This is a genomic window from Xenorhabdus eapokensis (genome assembly GCF_001908105.1).
Map to the genome: position 1 here is coordinate 59,319 of NZ_MKGQ01000013.1, position 19,711 is coordinate 79,029.

General features: G+C 42.8%; 12 protein-coding genes. 7 read left to right on the plus strand and 5 right to left on the minus strand.

The features are described 5' to 3' along the window. The first annotated feature begins 87 nt into the window (after positions 1-87). On the plus strand, positions 88-1,356 hold the full coding sequence (locus tag Xedl_RS10860; protein ID WP_074023709.1) for a polysaccharide deacetylase family protein: 1,269 nt from the start codon (positions 88-90) through the stop codon (positions 1,354-1,356). A gap of 480 nt (positions 1,357-1,836) precedes the next feature. Here Xedl_RS10860 and malM read toward each other — a convergent pair whose 3' ends face one another. The 3 genes from malM to malK are packed head-to-tail and all read right to left on the minus strand — an operon-like array spanning position 1,837 to position 5,197. Then, entirely contained in the window at positions 1,837-2,790 is a 954-nt protein-coding gene (gene malM, locus Xedl_RS10870) for a maltose operon protein MalM (RefSeq protein ID WP_074023711.1), read from the minus strand. Continuing rightward, on the minus strand, positions 2,790-4,052 hold the full coding sequence (locus Xedl_RS10875; RefSeq protein ID WP_074023712.1) for a maltoporin: 1,263 nt from the start codon (positions 4,050-4,052) through the stop codon (positions 2,790-2,792). Before Xedl_RS10875 ends, malM begins: the two co-directional genes overlap by 1 nt. Positions 4,053-4,087: 35 nt before the next feature. Beyond that, complete coding sequence (gene malK, locus Xedl_RS10880; RefSeq protein WP_074023713.1) at positions 4,088-5,197, minus strand: maltose/maltodextrin ABC transporter ATP-binding protein MalK; 1,110 nt, start codon at positions 5,195-5,197, stop codon at positions 4,088-4,090. Between the two features lie 425 nt (positions 5,198-5,622). Here malK and malE point away from each other — a divergent pair, with 425 nt between their 5' ends. From malE to malG, 3 genes are all read left to right on the plus strand, one after another. Then, positions 5,623-6,822, plus strand: a complete 1,200-nt coding sequence (gene malE, locus Xedl_RS10885; RefSeq protein WP_074023714.1) for a maltose/maltodextrin ABC transporter substrate-binding protein MalE — start codon at positions 5,623-5,625, stop codon at positions 6,820-6,822. Positions 6,823-6,912: 90 nt separating this feature from the next. Then, positions 6,913-8,469 (plus strand): maltose ABC transporter permease MalF, encoded by a 1,557-nt coding sequence (gene malF, locus Xedl_RS10890; RefSeq protein ID WP_074023715.1) that lies wholly within the window; start codon positions 6,913-6,915, stop codon positions 8,467-8,469. Positions 8,470-8,481: 12 nt separating this feature from the next. Continuing rightward, on the plus strand, positions 8,482-9,372 hold the full coding sequence (malG, locus tag Xedl_RS10895; protein ID WP_074023716.1) for a maltose ABC transporter permease MalG: 891 nt from the start codon (positions 8,482-8,484) through the stop codon (positions 9,370-9,372). Between the two features lie 96 nt (positions 9,373-9,468). Here the strand turns inward: malG and malQ are convergent, their stop codons facing one another. Further along, positions 9,469-11,610: a 4-alpha-glucanotransferase gene (malQ, locus tag Xedl_RS10900; RefSeq protein WP_074023717.1), complete on the minus strand. Its 2,142-nt coding sequence runs from the start codon at positions 11,608-11,610 to the stop codon at positions 9,469-9,471. A gap of 9 nt (positions 11,611-11,619) precedes the next feature. Beyond that, positions 11,620-14,079 carry a maltodextrin phosphorylase gene (malP, locus tag Xedl_RS10905; protein WP_074023718.1) on the minus strand — a complete coding sequence of 820 codons (2,460 nt, stop codon included), beginning with the start codon at positions 14,077-14,079 and terminating at the stop codon, positions 11,620-11,622. A 367-nt stretch (positions 14,080-14,446) separates the two neighbouring features. Here malP and malT point away from each other — a divergent pair, with 367 nt between their 5' ends. The 3 genes from malT to Xedl_RS10920 all read left to right on the plus strand — a co-directional run bounded on the left by malT (position 14,447) and on the right by Xedl_RS10920 (position 19,706). After that, positions 14,447-17,161 (plus strand): HTH-type transcriptional regulator MalT, encoded by a 2,715-nt coding sequence (gene malT, locus Xedl_RS10910; RefSeq protein ID WP_074023719.1) that lies wholly within the window; start codon positions 14,447-14,449, stop codon positions 17,159-17,161. 236 nt (positions 17,162-17,397) lie between these two features. Continuing rightward, positions 17,398-18,651, plus strand: a complete 1,254-nt coding sequence (locus Xedl_RS10915; protein ID WP_074023720.1) for a class-III pyridoxal-phosphate-dependent aminotransferase — start codon at positions 17,398-17,400, stop codon at positions 18,649-18,651. Continuing rightward, positions 18,645-19,706, plus strand: a complete 1,062-nt coding sequence (locus Xedl_RS10920; RefSeq protein ID WP_074023721.1) for a zinc-dependent alcohol dehydrogenase — start codon at positions 18,645-18,647, stop codon at positions 19,704-19,706. The genes Xedl_RS10915 and Xedl_RS10920 overlap by 7 nt, the downstream gene beginning before the upstream one ends. Positions 19,707-19,711 lie beyond the last annotated feature (5 nt).

Below are 19,711 nucleotides of genomic sequence, written 5' to 3' on the forward strand. Positions count from 1 at the left end.
CTCTATAGTAGAGCTAAATATCGATATCACTAATTGTGAAATGCCCTCTCTTGGTAGAGGGCATTTTTTATTGGATGGAAAATTAAAATGAGACGAATTGTTTATATTATTGCCTTAGCATTTTTGGTCTGTTTTTCCAATCCAGCTTTATCACAGCATCACGACTTTCCTTATTATCGATACATGGAGGCTACTAAAGACAGTGAAATCTATTCTTGGGTAGGCGAACACCTCATCAAAGTAGGGTTATTAAAGCAAGGGCAAGCCTTTAAAGTTGCTGAAGAAGAAGGAGAGGATTATTATGCAGTTCATTTTGGTAATGAGATCGGTTATATAGCCAAAAAAAATTTAAAGGAAATTAAAAAATCTTCATTTCCCAGTGATCCTTTCAATACTCTTCACAAAAAAGTCTCCCAAAACTTGATGGTTTTTAAGGTGGTTCGAATTCATAGCGCACCTGATACAGAGAGCAAGCCAGTTGCAATTTTGCAGGGAAATCTCCGTTATCCAATTTTAGACAAATTACAAGATGCTTCCCACCATACTTGGTATGAAATTAATTTGGGTGATCGATTGGGCTATATTAGTGATCGGGATGCTGAATTGGACAATGGCATTCCTTTGTTAACTTATCACCATGTGCTTAAAGCCACTAAGCATTTTCTACATACCTCAACAATAACATCCCTGACTGCATTTCGTGAGCAGATGGCTTATTTAAAGCGAGCAGGTTATACCACAATTTCATTCTATGAATTAGAGAGCTACTTAAATAGTTCCATTAACTTGCCAGCAAAAGTGGTTGGCTTAACCTTTGATGATGGGCTGAAATCCGTTTATCGTTATGCCTATCCCATTTTGAAAGAAAATGGTCAGAAAGCTACACTCTTTATTATTTCATCCAGAATTAAACGCCACCCGCAGAAATGGGATCCTAATACCCTGCAATTTTTAAGCCTCCCAGAACTATATGCTATGCAAGATGTATTTGATTTTCAGTCTCATACCCATTTTTTGCATCGTTTCGGAAAGAATCAACATCCTATATTATTGCGTCGGTCATATCATAATATCCTGTATGATTTTGAACGTTCCAGACGGGCGTTATCACGATTAAATCCCTATGTACTTTACCTTTCCTATCCTTTTGGTGGATATAATTTAAAGGCAATAAAAGCAGCTCAACAAGCTGGGTTTCATTTGGCAGTCACCACGGTAAAGGGAAAAGTTAAGTTAGGGGATAATCCCTTTGCTTTGAAACGATTATATATATTGCGGACAGATCCGATTGAAAAAATGGCAAAAATGATAGCTAATGAACCCTATTTAATGCCTTTAGGATCGCTTAATGATTGAATGTAGGATATGAAATAATTTAATTGCTAAATAGCAAGAGAACATTCTAATATGATATTTTTTTACTGAGGATTGAAGTGATGGATTTCTTGGGATTAATATTGGAAGTTTTTTATAACATTATAAAGTGCACTATTAAGTTTTTTGCAAGGATATTTAAGATTGCCATGAAGGAAACTATTATTTCATTACTTTCCATAGGGGTTTTATTCTGCATTGTATTTTCATTTATAATGCCTAGGTTTATTTTTGGTGTTTTACTGTTGCTAATTTTTATCTGTTTGGTTTATAAGTTCCGTGTAAAAATAAAGAATTATCTGAATAAGAAAGGGATTGTGGATTACTTTAAGTAAATATGATGTTGGTAATGCTATGCAATGAAAATCCATCTGAGAAGGATAATGAATTTGCATCTTTCAAGAGCCTATTCCCTTAGGCCCTTAAGTTAAATATATTTCTATAATTATTTGATGAATCAATTTATTTTTTGTTTTTTATCACCTTGATAAAAGTTTCCCGTGCAGTTGGGGAACCGAGTCGTTCTGCTTCATCCAACAGTTTCAATGCCTTATCAACATCACCATTGTTAATAGCTTTTTTGATAGCGTCATTGAAATACCGTTCGGTATCGTTCAGTACAGGTTTAACTACTGGGGCCGCAGATTGCGGTGCATCAGTCGGGGCTGTTTTTATCGGCGATGTAGATACTTGTGTAGAACCGATGGTAACTGGTTTAGGTGCAGGTGAAGAAAATACCTGGCCTATCAGGATATTGCTTGCATTGCTTTCTGATTGCACTTTTAACGTTAATGTACCTGTTTCTGTATGGCGAGCGATCGGATCTGGAATATCCGGCACGGAATTACCGACACCTTTAGCATAAGCCTTAGCAGGATCGACCATTTGTGTCGAAGCTTGTAAATCAGAACGGGTGGTATAAATCAGCAAATAGATTCGCTGTTGCCCCAATGCCGGTGTTAGCTTTAATACTCCTTCAAGCCGATCGGTGGACATAATACTTGGCTGTTGATAGCGGAAATAGTGGCTTGGATAAAAGGCCGCAGGACGGAGTTGTTCATCAAAGACTAAAACATTCGGTGAATATACCTGCTTATCTTTTATCAGACTGTTCAGCGTGATTTCTAATGAGCCTTGATTGGCCGGTAAAGCAAATGTGGCTACTGCACCTTGAGTATGACCATCATTAAGTTGCTGTGATGTACTATCAAGAATAATAGTCTGAGTGCCATGAGTATTAATGGGCTGCCACTGTAATTTCTGCAAGGTTGGCAAAGACAACGTTGGCGCAGCATTAGTTGTTTCTATGCCAGATTTTGTAGTGTCAGACAGTGCGATATCTGATGTAGCATAACTCGCCGGAATCATGTTACAGAGCAGGGCACCGAGACAAAGTGAGAGTAATTGCTTTTTCATTACCACCAAGCCTCAAATTGGGCACCAAATGTAAACTCATCACTGTTCCCACGACTGAATTTATGTACTGGTGTATCTTGGTAGGCAACGCCGCCATTGTCATAGCCCCATTTTTCATTCCATTTAGAGTAAGTGGTGAATAAACGGATAGCAGGGCGTGACCACATGCTGTCACCTGCTTGCCATTGTTGGGCCAGAGTGATTTTGAATTGATCATTGTTTGCTTTGGTGCGTTGTGACTTCACATGGTCATAACCCACTTCCATTAAGGTACTCATTATCGGTGTCCACTTATACATTGGGCGGATACCTACGGTATACCATGTATTGCCATTGTTATTGTCGCGGTCAATGTCTTGATACATGGCGGCATACATGAGGTCCCATTTCTTGTTGATACTAATGGCACCGTGGTTCAGAATGCGCAGCATATGTCCGTTGTTGTCTATATTTGCTCCTTCGGAACGTCCATTACCGCTGGAAATCATAGCGTCAGTTGCGTACTGTAAGACAAATTTGTTGAAGCCACCCAACAGGCTTTGGGTATGTTCGGCGGTTAGCATCACACCGTCTTTAGATGCTTGTTTATTAAGCTGATATCCCTTACGTGTATTGGCACGCCCATAATCAATACCAAGCTCCAGCGTACCGCCAGCATTAACTGGTAAGTTGGCTAACCGTATATCAAAAATGTCATTTGAAGTATTTGGGGCGTCTTTGCGTTTATTATCAATCCATCCATATGAACCTCCTTCTTCTGTATTACGGGTTACAGCGAAGGAAAGTTTGCCAAAACCAAGGTCAATATTTTCCAATCCTGCGCCAGGACCGGAAATATCCCAGTAATAGAAGTCGATCATATGTACATCGTGACGTTGGTAGAAACGTTTACCCGCCCACAGTGTTGAACCAGGCAGCCAATCAATAATATTGGTTGCTTTCACGTTGACTTCACGAAAACCAGGTTTGGTATCTTCCCAGTCTTTTTGCTGACGGACGGAATAGGCTAAGTTGGTATCAAAATAGAAACTTTTATTACCTTCTTTCCATAACTCTTGCCCTAATTTAAGTTCAGCATAGGTTTCACATTCGTTACCAAGACGGTATTTACTCGGCGCTCCAGTGACTTTGGCACATTTCTGCTCACCGCCATTCCCTGTCCAGCCAATGCCTGAACGGGCATAACCGTGGAAATCAACAGCAATAGCCTGCATGGATAATAAACTGGTTAGTATAGCCAATGAGAGAGACAATATACGCATAATGATTCTCCTGTTATTTTTTTATGGCCGCGGATCTAGACTCCGGGTTCTTTATGTAAACGCTGACATGCAGTTCCATCTTCACGGAAAAGATGACATCGGTGAGGTGCTAATCCGATAGAGAAATCTGCACCTTCTTTAACGAGAACAATATCAGGTTGGCGGTAAACCAAATTTTGATGAATGGCAGGTATGCGGATGTGTATCTGGGTTTCGTTCCCCAGTTGTTCCACGATCTGTACTGTCCCCTCTAACGTAACATCGGCGACATCATTAGGCAAAAGATGTTCGGGGCGAATACCCAAAGATACATTACTTCCGACAGTTAGTCCTTTGCTTTCAACAGGTAACCAAACGGGCTGGCCGTTAGGCAGGATGATCTGTACTTGATCAACAGCAATCGCTGAAACTTTTACTGGCAGGAAATTCATTTTTGGTGAACCAATAAAACCTGCGACAAAGCGGTTAGCAGGATAGTGATAAATTTCAAGTGGCTTACCAACCTGAGCAATATTGCCCCCATCCAGAACAACAATCTTATCTGCCAGAGTCATGGCTTCGGTTTGGTCATGAGTGACATAGACCATGGTACGTTGTAGTCGCTTGTGTAAACGTGAAATTTCAATTCTCATCTGAACACGCAAGGCAGCATCTAGGTTGGAAAGAGGTTCATCCAGTAAAAAAATATTAGGTTCAGCAACCAGGGTTCGGCCAATGGCGACTCGCTGACGTTGACCGCCGGACAGCGCCTTGGGACGACGATCCAATAGATGGGCAAGCTGGAGGGTTTCTGCAACTTGTTGTACCCGTTTTTGAATATCGCTTTTTTTGACACCCGCCAACTTCATGCCGAATGACATGTTGTCTGCAACAGAGAGATGGGGATATAACGCATAAGACTGAAAAACCATACCGATGCTGCGTTTAGCTGGTGGGACATCATTCATTCGTTTTCCGTCTATCAGCAAATCACCGGATGTAACATCTTCCAATCCCGCGATCATCCTTAGCAGTGTCGATTTCCCACACCCTGACGGGCCGACGAATACGACGAATTCCCCTTCCTGAATATCAAGATTAAGATCTTTGGAGATGACAATTTCACCATATGATTTAGATACATTGCGGAATGTGATGCTAGACATTTGTTCCCTCCCTCGGATTTGCCGCCTCAGTTTTCTGTTTGTTTCTTATTTCTCTTCGTTTCTTATTTCGTAGTGAGAAACTGCGTAAAAAACTGATGGCAGGATTGTGTATAAAATAACAGGTGCGAGGATCCTCCATTCCAGAATTTTTGATGGTGGAGGAATCAGGAGGACGAGCTTAATGTGATTAAGAGAGGAAGGAGAAAATTGTCAGGCAAGATGTGACTTAAATCCCAAAAAAAGATGCTATCTTAGTGTTAACGTTCTGATTTTAATTGTTTTTGTAAGCTAGTTCACACTCGTGCGGTATGAGGCGTAGAGCTGGGGAGGATGAGTCTTTTTTATATTGATTGCACACTTGTGCCATTTTATCGCGATGTAATAAAGATAATTATCTTGAACTAACAAATGAAAAAGGCGGAATGATGACCAAGAAAATTTTAAAAGTAGGGACTCGTACCCTGATGCTTTCCGTTTTAACAACATGTGTATTGTCTGCTTCGGCTTTCGCAAAGCCGGAAGAAGGAAAGTTGGTCATTTGGATCAATGGTGATAAAGGTTATAACGGACTGGCACAGGTTGGTGAAAAATTTGCACAAGAAACGGGAATTCCTGTCACTGTTGAGCATCCTGACAAACTGGAAGAAAAATATACCCAAATTGCTGCCAGTGGAGATGGGCCAGATATTATTTTCTGGGCACATGATCGCTTTGGTGGTTATGCCCAATCAGGATTAGTTGCTGAAATTACTCCTGATAAATCGTTTATTGATAAATTATTTCCCTTTACGTGGGATGCCGTTCGTTATGACGGAAAATTGGTAGGATACCCTGTCGCAGTTGAAGCCCTTTCTCTTATCTACAATAAAGACCTGATTAAATCTCCTCCTAAAACATGGGAAGAAATCCCGGCCTTAGATAATGAGCTGAAAAAGCAGAATAAAAGCGCAATCATGTTCAATTTACAGGAACCGTATTTCACTTGGCCCCTCATTGCTGCCGATGGCGGATATGCCTTCAAAGCAGAGAACGGTACTTATAATGTTAAAGACAGCGGAGTGAATAACGCAGGCTCTAAAGCGGGAATGAAATTTCTGGTTGATTTAGTCAAAAACAAACATCTCAATGCAGATATCGATTACTCCATTGCCGAAGCGGCATTTAATAAAGGCAAAGCAGCAATGACAATTAATGGCCCCTGGGCGTGGGCGAACGTAGATAAAAGTAAGATTAATTATGGTGTTACCTTATTACCCACTTTTAAAGGAAAACCCTCTAAACCCTTTGTTGGCATTTTAACCGCGGGCATTAATGCGGCCAGTCCTAATAAAGAATTAGCGAAAGAATTTTTGGAAAATTATCTGCTAACCAATGAAGGATTAGCGATGATGGACAAAGATAAACCGTTAGGCGCGGTGGCCTTGAAATCCTATCAGGAGATCCTGGCGAAAGATCCACGTATTGCTGCCACGATGGCAAATGCCCAAAACGGCGAAATTATGCCAAATATCTCCCAAATGAGTAGTTTCTGGTACGCAATGCGTAGCGCTGTCCTTAACACTATCAGTGGGCGTCAGACGATAGATGCTGCCCTTAATGATGCTGAAGCAAGAATGACAAAATAAACGAATGACAGGCTCCTGAATCTAAGGAGCCTTAGCCCTTATTGTGATAGGTGTTGGATAATCACAATTTTTGGTAACAGGAAGTGCAAGATGTCAGCGACATTAGAAAAAACAGTATGGTGGCAGCATCCTGCCCTGAAATGGTTGATGGTAGGTTTTTGTCTACTTTTTACAGGTTATCTGGTTGTGCTGATGTATGCACAGGGAGAATACCTGTTTGCAATGGTAACACTGATATTACTGGGAAGTGGTATTTATGTTTTTTCCAACCGAAAGGCTTATGTTTGGCGCTATACCTACCCTGGAATTGCTGGAATAGGGATATTTATACTGTTTCCGCTTATTTGCACGATTGCTATTGCTTTTACAAATTATAGCAGCACTAACCAATTGACATTTGAACGTGCTCAAACGGTATTGATGAGTCGCCATTATCAGACAGGGGAGCCATTTAATTTCAAACTCTATCCGATATCTGAACAGTGGGTCTTGGCTTTGAACGTTCCTGATAGCAATAATTTATTGATATCTGAGCCTTTTTCTCTTACGGGAACGGAAGAAATTATCCTGCCCCTCCATGAACAAGAGAAGAAGTTTGAAAACAATGCTGCCACACTGCGTACTATTACTCAGTATCGGCAGGCGTTGAATCAATTGGTTGTCGTTCTTCCTGATGGCAGTAAACTGAGAATGAGTTCTTTGCGCCAGTTTTCTGCGATAAACCCTCTTTATTCCCTCGATGAAGATGGAATGACACTGACCGATAAACAAACTGGCATACGATACCGGCCAAATATGGATACAGGGTTCTACCAATCCATGAATGCTGAAGGAGAATGGACTAAGGAAACGTTAAGTCCTGGATTTACGGTTTCTATTGGTTGGAAAAATTTTCTACGGGTGATACAGGATGAAGGTATCCAAAAACCTTTTCTGTCCATTTTTGTCTGGACAGTCGTTTTCTCCCTAGTGACAGTGGCATTGACGGTTACCCTAGGAATGGTTCTCGCTTGTATTGTACAGTGGGAGGCGCTTAAGGGACGAGCGATTTACCGTGTACTGCTTATTTTACCTTATGCTGTTCCTTCGTTTATTTCCATTCTGATTTTCAAAGGATTATTTAACCAAAGTTTTGGTGAAATTAATCTGGTGCTAAATGGGTTGTTTGGTTTTAAACCAGATTGGTTTACCGATCCGACACTAGCTCGAACCATGTTGATTATTGTAAATACGTGGTTGGGTTATCCCTATATGATGATTCTTTGCATGGGATTGCTGAAATCTATTCCTGATGACCTTTATGAGGCATCGGCACTTGATGGTGCAGGGCCGTGGCAGAATTTTACCAAAATTACCTTTCCATTATTGATTAAGCCATTGACCCCGTTAATGATTGCCAGCTTTGCTTTCAATTTTAATAACTTTGTCCTGATTCAACTGCTAACCAATGGTAAACCTGATCATATTGGTACATCGACCCCAGCGGGTTATACCGATCTTTTGGTGAATTACACCTACCGTATCGCATTTGAAGGTGGTGGTGGGCAGGATTTTGGTCTGGCAGCAGCAATTGCCACATTGATCTTCTTATTGGTGGGTGCATTAGCCATCATCAATTTGAAAACTGCCCGCATGAAATTTGATTAAGGAGAAAAGAAGATGGCGATGGTACAGCCCAAATCGCAGCGATGGCGGATATGGGGAACACATATATTAATGCTGGCTTTTATTGCCATGATTTTGTTCCCTCTGCTCATGGTCATTGCTATTTCTTTGCGTCCGGGTAATTTTGCTACGGGTAACTTGATTCCAGACACTATTTCATGGGAACACTGGAAACTGGCATTTGGTTATAGCGTGGAATCTGCTGATGGACACGTCACGCTTCCCCCATTTCCGGTTATGCAATGGCTTTGGAACTCTGTAAAAGTTGCTTTCATTACTGCCACTGGCATTGTGGCATTATCAACGACGTGCGCGTATGCATTTGCTCGAATGCGCTTTCGTGGAAAAAGCACCTTACTCAAGGCAATGCTAATTTTTCAAATGTTTCCGGCGGTACTTTCTTTGGTGGCGCTATATGCCTTATTTGATCGTTTAGGAGAATATATTCCTTTCCTCGGTCTCAATACCCACGGTGGTGTGATTTTTGCCTACCTGGGCGGAATTGCTTTGCATGTATGGACGATAAAAGGTTATTTCGAAACGATAGATCGTTCTCTGGAAGAAGCAGCGATGTTAGATGGCGCGACATCGTGGCAAATTTTCCGTTTGGTATTGTTACCGCTTTCTGTACCTATATTGGCTGTGGTGTTTATTTTGTCGTTTATTGGCGTGATCACTGAAGTACCTGTTGCATCTCTGTTATTACGTGATGTGGATAATTACACGCTGGCAGTGGGAATGCAGCAATATCTTCACCCACAGAACTATCTCTGGGGAGATTTTGCCGCTGCGGCTGTGCTTTCCGCTATTCCTATCACGGCAGTTTTCTTACTTGCTCAACGTTGGTTAGTCGGTGGATTAACGTCGGGAGGAGTGAAAGGCTGATCCTCGCCCCCAATCATATTTAGCTATATATGATTGGGGGCGTTTTCTTGCTACTGGACTGCAATTTGGATAACTGGTTGTTAACTCAGTCAGTTATTAACCTTGTTTTCGGCACTCTCCGATTGTTTGGAACAGATAGTTGATATGGGTATCCGCAAACATAGTTTCCAACGTAGAAGTAAGTTTTCGTCGCCAGTTAGGGTATTCCTCGGTTGTGCCAGGAATATTAACGGGGCGTTCCATATCCAGCCAATCTTCCGGTTGTAATCCTAATAAAGCACAGGTGCTATGGGCTATATAGCGATGTATGCTTTGATTTATAGCATTTGACATCGGATGTTCAGTTTGCGCCAGTGATACTGATACCTGAAATGAGGAAGGGGTATCTGTCTTGGACAATCCTTCTGGTAAATAGCCGTGACGATTTAAACTGGTTAATAATGCTTGCTTGCAGCGTTTGCGCTCCAAATATAAATCGGCAAGAAGGGCTTTATCAGGATATAAGCCGATGGATTCTCCTAAGATTAGATCTTCATTTTGCCAGAATCCACGCAAGGTAGGTAAGTCATGGGTAGTAATGGTCGCCATTGCTTGCACAGGGTATTCATCGGGAGTGCGGTATTCACCCTGCTCATTGCGTTCAAAATAGAATACTTTATAGGAATAAACACCACTGTCCCGTAATTTACCGACGATTTCTTCCGGTACAATTCCTAAATCTTCACCTATTACTAAGCAATGATTGCGCTGGCTTTCCAATGCCAATATTGCCAGCAGATCGTCAACCGGATAATGGACATAAACGCCTTTATCGGCGGTTTCTCCTTGTGGTATCCACCAAAGTCTGAGCAATGACATCACATGATCGATACGCAATGCACCGCAATGACGCATATTACTACGCAATAATTCAATGAAAGGTTGATAGGCTTGTGCTTTTAATACGTGGGGATTCATTGGCGGAAGCCCCCAATTTTGCCCCCGTGGTCCCAGAATATCGGGAGGCGCTCCGACAGATGCCTTAGTGCAATAGATGTTTCGGTTACACCAGGTTTCTGAACCGCCTTGCGCTACTCCAACAGCAAGATCGCGGTAAATACCAATCGGCATGTGATTGGCTTGGCTGGTAGTGAAGCATTCGGCAAGCTGGGTATCAGCTAGCCATTGCAGCCAAAGGAAAAACGCTATCTCCTGTGGATGTGAATGGCAGAATGTCTTAACCGCATCACTCTCCGGTTCACGGTATTCTTCCGGCCATACCGGCCAGCCCCAATAAACATTATTTTCCCCATATAGCTTTTGATGTAGAGCATCATAAGCAGCTTGATAATAAAGGTTTTTGCCTCCTTTGGTGACAAATTGTTGGAAAGCAATTTGTTGGGGATCATCACCAGATCGGCGCTTAAATTGCGGATAAGTTAGACGCAATGCAGCCATTTTTAGTGTCATTACTGTGGTGTAATCAACCCACTCTTCCTGGCGGGCTTGTCGGAGTTTGGATTGTGTTTCCGCTGAATGCCACCACGCTTGTGCTTCGGTGCTATCATTAAAATCTTCAACCTGATTCACGGCAATATAGATGATATTAAGCCAGTGACGGGATGATGGGCTGTAAGGGCTGGCATTTTCAGGCATTGCAGGATATATGGCATGAAGAGGGTTCAAGCCAATAAAGGCGCCACCACGTTGTGCTAGTTCTTGCAGCATATATTTCAGATCGCCAAAATCACCAATTCCCCAATTATTTTCTGATCGCAGGGTATAAAGCTGAATGCAGGCGCCCCAGAGTTTTTCCCCACGTGTTATGGCATCCGGTTCGTAACAACGTTCAGGAGCAACGATAAGTTGCATCGAGTACTGAGAGTGATTCTTTGGCTTCACTTTCGGTACTAGGCTCAGAGTGTGATACCCCAAGGGGAGGTCGGTCGGTAAAGAGAGTTGATGCTGGCAGTGACCATGAAATACCTCACCTTGCTCAGTGTGTATCTGCCATTGATAATGATATGTATCTTCCAGAGGCAGAGTCACTATTTGCCCCTGAATAACCACCTTCACATTAGGTAAAAAGGAAGCATCTAAATGGGAAACCGGCCTTTCGACCGGTATATCTGTATTCATTGCTTCTAATATTCGATGCCTGATTTCAGCAGGGATCGCCTGTGGTTTTCCATAGGCATTAATATATTCGCTGGCGATGCCGGCTTTAGTTGCCAAATCATCAAGGCATTTGTTTTCCATACTCAATCCCTATTTGGTTTTCCAGATGCGTTGTTGATAATCCTGAATAGCGCGGTCAGCACTAAAGTTACCCATTCGAGCGGTATTGAGTACAGTACTGCGCGTCCAGCTTTGGGCATCGCGATATCGAGAGTCAATTTGTTTATGAGCGTGGCAATAAGAGGCAAAATCAGCCAACACTAAATAAGGGTCACCACCATCAGTCAGGCTGTGTAACATAAGATCAAATGCGTGCGTATCTCCGTGGCTGAATTCACCATTGGCGAGGGAGCCAAGGAGATTTTTTAGATGATGATCCTGTTGAAGTATAGTTTGTGGGTTATAGCCGCTATTTAGTAAAGCCTTAGCTTCTTCTACGGTCTTGCCGAAGATAAAGATATGGTCGTTTCCGACTTGTTCAGCAATTTCGACATTCGCTCCATCCAGCGTTCCGATGGTGAGTGCGCCATTTAAGGCCAATTTCATATTGCCTGTACCGGAAGCTTCTTTGCCCGCAGTGGAGATTTGTTCTGATACATCGGCTGCTGGGATCATCAGTTCCGCAGCGGAAACATTATAGTCGGGGATAAAGGCAATTTTAATGCGATCACGGACGATCGGGTCATGATTGATCTTTTCAGCGGCATGATTGATGGCAGAGATGATGTTTTTTGCCAGATAATAGCCGGGCGCTGCTTTGGCACCGAACAGGAAAACACGGGGATGGATATCTAAGGCCGGATTTTCCTGAATCTGCCGATAAAGTGACAAGATATGGAGCAGGTTCAGATGTTGACGCTTGTATTCATGCAGGCGCTTTATCTGTATATCGAAAATAGCATGAGGATCAATCTTCAGTCCCATTACCTTATTGACATAATTGGACAGGCGAATTTTATTGTCTTGCTTAACAGCTCGATAAGTGTCACGGAAGGCGGTATCGTCGGCATAAGGTTCGAGTTGTTTTAAAGCAGCGAGATCATTTACCCACTCATGACCTAATGTTTGGTCAATTAATGAAGAGAGTGCAGGGTTACACTGTTTTAACCAACGACGCGGGGTGACACCATTAGTCACGTTGTGGAATTTAGTTGGCCACAACTGGTGATATTCAGGGAACAGATCTGTCACGATCAAGGATGAATGCAGCGCTGCGACTCCATTAACAGCAAAGCAGGCGACAACGCAAAGGTTAGCCATTCTGACTTGATTGTCATGGATAACCGCTAATTTTTCCCAGACTTGTTGATTATCAGACCAGACTTGTTCAACGGTTTTTTTAAAGCGTCGGTTGATTTCCTGAATGATGCGATGATGGCGTGGCAGAAGCTCACTCATCAATTGTTCATCCCAACGTTCTAAGCCTTCCGGCAGCAAAGTATGGTTAGTATAGGCGAAAGTTTTTCCTGTGATTTCCCAGGCTGCTTCCCAACTTAACTGGTATTCATCAAGCAGAAGACGCATCATTTCAGGGATTGCGATAGTTGGGTGAGTATCGTTAAGCTGGATAACTTCGTATTGTGCTAGCGTTTCTATTTTGCGCCCTGCTTGTTGATGGCGGCGCAGGATATCGGCTACGGCACAGGCACACTGAAAATATTGTTGCATCAAGCGCAGCCGTTTACCGGCCTGATGATTATCATTCGGATAGAGCACTTTGGTCAGGCTGGCTGCTTCAATGCCCGATTGTTCGGCGTGCAGGAACTCCCCATCATTGAAAAGTGACAGATCAAAGGGGTTATCGTAAGCTGCTTGCCATAGGCGAAGCGGTTGGGTTACACCATTGTGATACCCAAGCACAGGCAAATCCCATGCTTCACCAATCAGGGTAAATGCAGGCACCCAAGTTTCATGGCCATCAGCAGTTGTTGCGATTTCACCACCAAAACCGACGTTGACTTTTAATTGCGTGTTATGGCGAAACCACGGATAGGACTCGCGTTCCCAATTATCAGGTGTTTCAATTTGTTGCCCCTCTTTAAAGGATTGGCGGAAAAGACCATATTGATAATTGAGACCATACCCTGTCGCAGGTTGATTGATCGTCGCCATTGAGTCGAGAAAACAGGCTGCTAACCTCCCTAACCCACCATTGCCCAACGCGGGATCGGTTTCTTCTTCCAGCACATCACTCAACATGATGCCATCTTCTGCCAGATAAGACTGAATATCGTCATACCAACCAAGATTCAATAAGTTATTGGCTGTCAGTCGGCCTATCAGAAATTCCATCGAGATATAGTTCACGTGGCGTTGGTTATCAGAAGATGGATTGGCACGGTTTTGCTGAGTAGCCAAGGGGAGTAATTCAGATACCGCTGCACTAATGGCCTGCCACCACTGATGTGGCGTCATTTCCTGGGCGGAACTGAGGCCGAAAGATTGCCATTGGCGTGTGAGTGCGGCCTGAAATAAGGCTTTATCGAATCTCGGATTTTTATCTAATGTGGATGATTTTAATGTGGATGATTTTAATGTGGATAGTTGCATGGCGTTGCATCCTGTCACTAACAGAGGAAAATTTGGCGAATTATTTACAGGGATATGCTGAAGGTTAGTGGATGGGGAAACATCATCCCGTAAAAATATTCGCGGGGAGGAGCGTAAGGGCGTAGCTATTTCTTTCGAGCTTTTTCGCAATTTCATAGAGAAATAGTCAGGTTGCAACCAAAGAATGTGACAAGGTGCAATTTAACACAATGAAATTAATCAACTTGTTTGCAAAAGATGGGCGTTTCTCTACATTTGTTGGTCGTAAGAGAGTGCTAATGTGTAAGTGACTTAATAGTGTCAAACAAAATTCAGGTATCAGTTTTATTCGTTGCTTTTATTCATTGCGTGTGAGGGGAGAAATTTAATGCTTATCCCATCGAAACTCAGTCGCCCCCTTCGACTCAATAATATGGTTATGCGGGAGCGTCTGTTAGAAAAGTTCAATGAAATTGAGGATTATCGACTGGTATTGATAACCAGTCCCGCAGGGTATGGCAAAACTACCTTGATGTCACAATGGGCTGCCGAACAGGAGCATCTGGGGTGGTATTCTCTTGATGATAGTGATAATCAGCCAGAACGTTTCGCTAGCTATCTGATTGCAGCCATTCAGCAGGCAACGCAGGGACACTGTGCGAAAAGTGAGGTACTGGCTCAGAAACATCAATATGCCAGTTTATCTGCATTGTTTGCACAATTGTTTATTGAACTTAGTGAATGGCCGCAACCCATTTTTCTGGTCATCGATGATTATCATCTGATCGTGAATGGTCTTATTCATGAAGCTATGCGCTTTTTTCTCCGCCATCAACCAGAAAATTTAACATTGGTGGTGCTGTCACGCCATTTGCCATCGTTGGGAATTGCCAACTTACGTGTGCGTGAACAGTTATTGGAGATTGATAGCCAGCAGTTGGCTTTTGATTATCTGGAAACACAGCAATTTTTTGCCAAGCGGTTAGCCAATCCATTGGATTCTGAACACTGCAAACAGTTATGTCATGACGTTGCTGGGTGGGCAACAGCCTTGCAGTTGATAGCCCTTTCTGCCCGTCAATCTGGCAATACGACGGAAGTTTCAGCAAAGCGCCTTTCAGGGATGAATGCCGGCCATCTTGCTGATTACCTTGTGGACGAGGTTTTAAATCGCGTGGATCAGAAGACGCGGGATTTCTTACTGCATAGTTCTATTCTGCGCTCTATGAATGATGGGTTGATTGTTTGCCTGACAGGAGAGGAAAACGGTCAGCAGCGTCTGGAAGACATTGAACGTCAGGGGCTGTTTATTCAGCGCATGGATGATTCTGGCGAGTGGTTCTGTTTTCATCCCTTGTTTGCTTCATTTTTGCGTCAACGTTGCCAATGGGAAATGGCAGCGAAATTACCCGAATTACATAGAGCCGCCGTAAAAGGGTGGCTGATGCAGGGATATCCGGGGGAGGCCATTCACCATGCCTTAGCAGCGGGAGATACTATCTTATTACGGGATATTTTGTTGCAACATGCCTGGGAGTTGTTTAACCACAGCAAACTCTCCCTATTGGAAGAGTGTATGAATGCACTGCCATATGAACAGTTGCTGGAAAGCCCTCGTCTTGTTCTGTTGCAAGCGTGGCTGGCACAAAGCCAGCATCGCTACTATGAGGTCAATGCATTATTGAATCAGGCAGAACAATCACTAAAGCAGAAGCAAATCACTATCGAGCCGGAATTGCTGGCAGAGTTTGATGCTCTGCGAGCGCAAGTGGCGATGAATGATGGACGACCCGCTGATGCTGATGTTTTGGCTGAAAAGGCGTTGGCGAATTTACTGCCAAATAATCAATATGGCCGTATTGTAGCGATGTCAGTTAAAGGAGAAGTATTGCATTGCAATGGTCAGTTGGCCGGAGCATTGGCATTAATGAAGCAAACGGAGCAACTTGCCCGCCTTTGTCATGTTTATCACTATGCTTTATGGGCGTTACTGCAACAAAGTGAAATTTTACTGGCACAAGGTTATTTGCAGGCAGCTTATGATATCCAGTCCCATGCTTTTGATTTAATCCGTGAACAGCATCTGGAACAGTTGCCGATGCATGAGTTTCTATTGCGGATCCGTTCACAACTTTTGTGGTGTTGGGCTCGTATTGATGATTCAGAAGAGGCAGCGCGCCAAGGGTTGGACGTATTGGCCAATTACCAGCCACAGCAGCAATTGCAATGTGTTACCCAACTGGCGAAATGTTCTTTGGTGCGAGGTGATATTGATAATGCTCGCCGTTACTTGACCCGCTGCGAAAACTTACTGAGTAATGGGCAGTATCACCGCGATTGGCGAACGAATACTGACGAATTGCGTGTCATTATTTGGCAGACTTTGGAAGATAGCAATTCCTTGACTCAGTGGTTGGTACAGGCAGAACGTCCAGAAAGTTTTTGTAACCATTTTAATCAAAACCAATGGCGCAATATTGCACGGGCAAAAATCTTATTAGATCAGTATGAGGAAGCTGAATCTATCTTGGTGAAATTGAATGAATATGCCAGAAAATTGGCATTGGTCAGCGATTTAAATCGTAATCTTCTGTTGTGTAATTTGCTTTATTGGCAGCTTGGCCGCAAGGCTGAGGCTCAGGGTGTTTTGATAGAAGCCTTGAATTTGGCTAACTGCACAGGATTCATCAGCCATTTTGTTATTGAAGGTGAGTTGATGGCTTTGCAACTGCGCCAGCTTATCCAACTGAATATTTTGCCTGAAATGGAACAGCATAGAGCTCAACGTATTCTGCGAGAAATCAATCTACAGCATCGGCATAAATTTGCCCATTTTGATGAAACGTTTGTAGAACAATTGCTCACTCATCCTGATGTACCTGAGCTTATCCGCAATAGTCCACTCACTCAGCGTGAATGGCAGGTGTTGGGGTTAATTTATTCTGGTTACAGCAATGATCAAATCGCTACAGAGCTGGATGTGGCAGCGACTACGATAAAAACCCATATACGTAATTTATATCAAAAAATGGGAATTACTCATCGACAAGAAGCTATTCAACAGGCTCAGAAATTAATGCAAATGATGGGATTAGGCGTTTAGTTATTAATTTCTAAATGTGATTTGTTCTGTATTTAATATAATTAATAGATATTAGTGAATAATTATATGATTTTTCAAATTTAAATTAAATTTTAAATTTGCTTAATATTTTTTATGGTGTTTTCGTGATCGAAATAAAATTTGGATGTGCTTAATCTAGTCTCATCACAGTAGGTATGGCTTTTCGTTGTTTTATATAACGAGTCGTTTAATGTAACTAATAGTGGTGAGTCATTATGGAAAACAAAAATCATCTTGAAAGTATGCTTTCTCGTTTTATTGGTCATGGTCCTTATTTGAGCATTGATGGTGAAAAATATATTGATGCGGCATCGGGAACGTTTAATTTGCCGCTTGGCTATACGAATAATCGGATCGCTGAAAAACTCAAACAACAAATTGATAGATGTACACATTTGAGCTCAGCTTATACACGTGAAATGTCACAATACATTTTGAGTAAATTAATTAAATATACACCTGAAGGTGTTGATCGTATCTGGCTGCGCGATGTGTCTGGATCGGGGGCTGTTGAATGTGCTATTCGTATTGCGCAAAAATCAACGGGACGCTCAGGCGTTATTTCGCTCTTTCTTGCTCATCATGGGCAGTCTCTTGCAACCGCCCAAATCTCCGGTAATGCGTTCAGAATTAAAGACTTCCATATAACTATTGATGGTTCAATAAAAATTCCTGCACCAGCCAGTGTATTAGCGGGGCAATCAGAGCCGAGTGGAGAGCAATTTGTCGATTTAGAACAGTTTATTCAATTAGGCTCTAATGACAATATTGCATGTCTGATTATTGAACCGATTCAGGGGAATGGCGGAAACCTGGTTTTTCCGGTGGCTTTCTACCGGAAGCTTAGAGAAATCTGTCGCCAGCATGGCATCATCATTATCGCGGATGAAGTACAAACAGGTTTTGGCCGCACAGGTACGTTCTTCGCATCGACGGGTTATGCCAAAGAATTGGAGCCAGATATCATCGTCTTCGCCAAAGGAGCAGGGGGTATTGGTATTCCCACTGGTGGTGTATTGATGCGTCATTCACTGGATATCCTGGAATCATTCGAACACTCCAGTACCTCTGGTGCTAACCCGCTCTCTTTGGTCGCTCTTAACGAAATCATCGACATTATTGAAGATGATCATGTTTTGGAAAATGTGCAACAAAATGAAGCCTACTTGCGTGATGGTTTGTTGAAATTACAGGAGCGATATCCAGAAATTACAGGAGTGAGAGGGGTGGGGTATATGTATGGTTTTGACACACCAACCCCAGATTTTGCAGCGCAGGTGATTGCTACTGCCAACCGCCATCATTTGATCTTACGTGGCTCCCGTTATGGTAAAGGAAGGGCAATTAAAGTTCGTCCACCATTGATTTGCACACAGGAACATTTGGCAGAAATTCTGCATAAACTGGAGCTGACTTTCTCAGAATTAACGGCTACCACACAGGGACATAAGGAGGCCGTATCATGTTAGCACTTAAATATCATCAAGCCTGGGATGTTGAGATTCAGCAAGTTGAAGCTTTGTCTTGCATTGAACCCGATGATGTTGTTGTTGATATTGCCGTGTGTGGTATTTGTGGCACGGATGTGGGAATTATTACTGGTGCTTATCCTGTTGCAATTTCGGGAACCACTTTGGGGCATGAAACCACGGGCGTGGTATCCCAAATCGGTAGCGGTGTGACTCAGTTTCAGGTGGGTGATCGGGTTGTCGTCAACCCGACTTACTTTTGTGGGCATTGCCGGATGTGTCAGACAGGCAGCCCTAACCATTGTGAGAAAAAACTGGGAACGGAAGCAGGGGTTTCCTATGATGGCGCATTCGCAGGGCAATATTTGGCAAAAGAAAATTTGCTTATCAAGCTGGATGATCACGTCAGTATGGAGGAAGCTTCACTGACTGAACCACTAAGCTGCACAATAACTGGGGTGGATAAATTAGGGATCACTCACACGAATATTCGTGCGGCAGTGGCAGGCGCTGGCCCTATGGGGATGTTGTACATTTGGGCGTTGTATGAACGGGGCGTAACAGCCTTTATGGTCGAAAAAAATGAGAACCGAATTCAGTTTGCAAGAAATAATTTGCCGCCAGAATGCCAGTTGTATTCTGACTTTAATGAAGCCTTAATGCAGGAATATGGCGATACGTCAGCCCTGATTGATTTATGTGTGGATACGACGGGGCAGTTGACTGAATATATTTTTGATCATCTGGCGCCGGGCGGAAAATTATTAAATGTTGCCCTGAAAGACAAACATGCCAATTTGGACATTATGAAAATTGCAGATAAAAGTCTTTCAGTAATAGGTTCCATTGATTCCCTGAATAACAGTTTTGAACGTGCTTATGCCATGATCCGTGATGGTGTCATCCCCGTTAAGCGTTTTATCAGCCAGATTTTTGATTTTAAGGATTACCAACAGGCTTTTCTGACTGTCGGCTGTGATATTGCATCAAAGACTCAAGTTCCTCTCAGTGCACCAAACTGTAAGGTATTGATTCGTATTTCTGACCTAAAATAATGGAC